The sequence below is a fragment of the Microcystis sp. M144S2 genome, assembly GCF_020246065.1.
In the GTDB taxonomy this organism is placed as follows: Bacteria; Cyanobacteriota; Cyanobacteriia; order Cyanobacteriales; family Microcystaceae; genus Microcystis; species Microcystis ichthyoblabe_A.
This window is the reverse complement of sequence record NZ_JADBTR010000091.1, coordinates 1-3,748: the sequence shown is the minus strand read 5'-3', so window position 1 is coordinate 3,748 and position 3,748 is coordinate 1. Positions and strand designations below refer to the sequence as shown.

Here is a 3,748-nt window from a genome sequence, read left to right as displayed (position 1 = left end):
GTCGGACTGACCGTGTTAGAAAACGCTCGCGGAGGCGATTTGACGGGGATCGACTGGGTTAAACTCGGTCGATCTAGTTAAAAGCCTAAGAACCGAGAATCCCCCGCTACACCGCGCGAGCGGTTAGCGGGGGAGAGTCAAAATTAGAATGATTAAACCCCAACCATAACCCCGCCTCGATAGCCGATAACCGATCGCTAAACATGGATCCATCTTTCGCCCTTACCCTGCAAATTGTCATCACTGTGGTGGCGGGGATTACAGCCCAAGTCATTGCCGAATACCTGAAAGTTCCCAGTATTGTCTTCCTGCTCATTTTTGGGATTGCTTTAGGGTCCGATGGTTGGGAAATTTTACACCCCCAAAGTCTGGGAATTGGTTTAGAAGTCCTTGTTGCTCTCTCTGTGGCGATTATCCTATTTGAAGGCGGTTTAAGCCTAAGCGGACGGGAATTAGGGCGAGTTTCTGGCAGTTTACGCAATCTTGTCACCCTCGGTACTTCCATCACTCTCATCGGTGGCGGTATGGCAGCCCACTGGTTGGGGGAATTTCCTTGGCCGATCGCATTTCTTTACGCTTCTTTAGTGGTGGTAACTGGTCCGACGGTGATCGGACCTTTGCTGAAGCAAGTAGCCGTGGATCGGCGGGTGGCGACGCTTTTAGAAGGAGAAGGGGTATTAATCGACCCTGTGGGCGCAATTTTAGCCGTAGTGGTGCTAAATACGATTATTGATAGTCATGCCCGCCCCATGGAAATCATCACCGGTTTAACCCTGCGTTTAGGCATCGGGGCGGCGATCGGCATTGCTGGAGGCGGATTGTTAAGTTTTATTATAAAAACTTGCAATTTTCTGACTTTTGAGTTAAAGAATCTCGTGGTTTTAGCCGGAGTCTGGGGATTATTTGGTTTATCACAATTTAGTCGCAGTGAATCGGGGTTAATGGCGGTAGTAATGGCGGGAATCGTGCTAAAAGCGGCGGCCGTTCCCGATGAGCGGTTATTAAGGCGTTTTAAGGGTCAATTAACCACTCTTTGCGTGTCGGTACTGTTTATTTTACTAGCGGCGGATCTTTCGATCGCCAGTGTCATCGCGTTGGGTTGGGGCAGCGTCCTGACGGTGTTAGTCTTGATGTTGGTGGTGCGTCCCCTGAGTGTGGCTCTGTGTACCCTAAAAAGTGACCTAAATTGGCGACATAAGCTATTTATCGCTTGGGTTGCCCCTAGGGGAATCGTTTCCGCCTCTGTAGCTTCTTTATTTGCCATTTTACTCACCCGTGCCGGTATTAATGGCGGTGAAGCGATCAAAGCTTTAGTCTTTTTAACAATTTTAATGACCGTTTTTATTCAGGGATTAACGGCGCGTTGGGTGGCAAAAGGGCTAAAAATCACTTCTTCTGCGGCAACAGGGGCAGTAATCGTCGGTTGTAATCCCCTAGGTCGCTTAATCGGTTGTTTATTCCAAGAACAAGGGGAAACCGTGGTTTTAATCGATACGGATGCCGCAGCCTGTCAGCAAGCAAAAGAAGACGGTTTGACGGTGCTGCAGAGTAGCGCTCTTGATACAAAAATACTACAAGAAGCTGGCATCGAATCCATGGGGACTTTTCTAGTTTTGACTAATAATAGCGAGGTTAATCTGGTTTTAGCCCAAAGAGCCGGGGAGGAGTTTCATCCTCCCCGGGTGTTGGCTGCCTTTGCGGGAACCCCTAACCCAGATAAAAATAAGGTTAATCAGGTTTTTCTCCCTAGTTTTGCGGTCAAGGAATGGAATCAGTATTTAGACGATAATCAGATTAAATTGGGTAAAACTATCTTTAAAGGCAATGATTTGAGCGAACAACAGACCAGATTAACTAAATTAATTGAAAATGGCGAACTGCTGCCCCTACTATTGCGTCGCGATAATTCCCTACAGGTAGTAACAGAAAGGGAAGAATGGCGCACAGGAGACGAATTAATCTATATTCTGCGCGATTTACGCCCACAACTGCTTAAACGTCTTTCTGGCACTGTCAGAACCCGTTTATCTTTAGAAATCTTACCCGAAGTGGAAATCGCCACCAGTAGATAACTTGAGACTGTTCTATACTATTCAGTGGATTTAACGGGTTCAGGGCTTAAAATAAGCAACTGCCGACCGGCGCTAGATTTAGCGACACCTAGCAGGACGGGATGTTCAGTTTTGGGGGCATCTTGGGGTAAAGCACGAAAAAGGTACAGCCATCCCCCTCTTTCCAGTAATAATCGCCAGACGCGATCTTGCTCCGTATCGGTTAGGTTGCGCTGTTGAATAATGCGGGCTAAATTAGGATCACCAATGAGACTCTGCTGATCTTCGGGCGTTAGGGCTTCAAAAAGGGGCTGATTGGGGTCAAGATCCCCTGCTTCTTTACCTAAAATGAGCAGTTCCTTGGCACTAATCAGGGTGACAACGGGGAGAGTAGAAGTGGGATTCACCGCATCTCGACGGGCATCCTTTAAACCTTGATCCCGGGCAAGATGGAAGATGAGTAAGAGAATCCAACTCAGGAGAATCAGTTCCGAAGCGAGAGGAAGGGTTAACTGACGCTGAAAGCGGGGACGAGGAGCATAGGGTATTTTTCGGCGATTGCGTTGGTTTTGTCTTTTCAGTTGCCAATTTTTCAGTCTAGTGAGCCACTGTTGATATTGCCAGTGAAGGAAAGCAAGACAAAGGGTGGAAAGCTGAAAAAGTATAGGAATCAGAAGGGCAATAATGAGGGTGTTAGCAATACTTTGAGGCGTACCAAAGAAGACTTGAAGAGGGAGTAATAAGAAGGATTCAACCGGAAAATCGAGGCTGGTGATACCGAGTTGGTAATAGGCAAAGTATGCCCAACGATAGACCCAACCTGTATAGTACAATCCCGCACCAATGAGACCGGCGGCACTGGCAAGATTGAGGAGAATCGTCGGGGGAGAAGGAGTCGTCACAGGGGGCTACTAACGCTAAAAAAGAACGCTAAAATTAAAGTTATTATAGATGATCATTGTAGGGCGAGTTATGGTCAGACGTTTGGAAATTATATCTGGTATAGCTTTAGTTTTTTTGGGATTTTTGACTGTTTCTAGTATCGCTCAAGCACCCACCCTCGAAGCGGCTTTACCACGATTAGCAAATATTACGTTACAAAATGGCAGAGATTATAAGGGGGTGACGTTAACTCGGTTCGATCGCCCTCAGCGTCGGATTTCTTTTAAGCAAGGGGGTAAGGAGTTTAATCTACCCATTGCCCAAGTGACACAATTAACCTTAGAGGGAGAAACCATCATCAGTATTCCCGAAAACCCGATAATTGTGATTCAGGGAGAGGACAAGCGATGTGGTTCGGTTTATGCTGTACCGCGCCGTTTTGAGCATTTGAGTTTGGTGGAAAAGCAAAAGCGTAAGCAGGTAGAGATTAACTTATCAGATTTGCCTCCACAGATGCAAAGAGAGTTAACTCAGAAAGGGGCTTATGGTTATGTGTTGAAACAGTTAGAATTTGCTAATGGCGAGTTAAAAGCGGCAGGAGTGGTGCGTTGTCGGGCAAATTAATCACCAAAATTATGTCAATAAAAATCAGTATCAGGATTTTTAGGATTAAAGGATTAACAGGATTAGGTGACTTGTGAAGAGTCTATAATTAAAGGATAAAAAGACTATAATATCCATCCTGAAAATCCTCCAATCCTCAAAATCCTGATACTGGCATTGAGGATTAAGGGATTAACAGGATTAGGTGACTT

At 46.1% G+C, this 3,748-nt stretch carries 3 protein-coding genes and 1 pseudogene; 3 read left to right on the top strand and 1 reads right to left on the bottom strand.

All coding sequences use genetic code 11. The annotated features are described in order from the left end of the window. Both IM462_RS21015 and IM462_RS11570 read left to right on the top strand, forming a co-directional pair. Nucleotides 1–81, top strand: a pseudogene (locus IM462_RS21015) (RNA-guided endonuclease InsQ/TnpB family protein); the annotation flags it as partial. Between the two features lie 122 nt (nt 82–203). Further along, a complete protein-coding gene (locus tag IM462_RS11570) occupies nt 204–2,072 on the top strand; it encodes a cation:proton antiporter (protein WP_287699676.1) in 1,869 nt (622 codons plus the stop codon). A gap of 17 nt (nt 2,073–2,089) precedes the next feature. Here IM462_RS11570 and IM462_RS11565 read toward each other — a convergent pair whose 3' ends face one another. Beyond that, nucleotides 2,090–2,953: a hypothetical protein gene (locus IM462_RS11565; RefSeq protein WP_002755512.1), complete on the bottom strand. Its 864-nt coding sequence runs from the start codon at nt 2,951–2,953 to the stop codon at nt 2,090–2,092. 49 nt (nt 2,954–3,002) lie between these two features. Here IM462_RS11565 and IM462_RS11560 point away from each other — a divergent pair, with 49 nt between their 5' ends. Then, nucleotides 3,003–3,557 carry a hypothetical protein gene (locus tag IM462_RS11560; protein ID WP_287699675.1) on the top strand — a complete coding sequence of 185 codons (555 nt, stop codon included), beginning with the start codon at nt 3,003–3,005 and terminating at the stop codon, nt 3,555–3,557. The last annotated feature ends 191 nt before the right edge of the window (nt 3,558–3,748 follow it).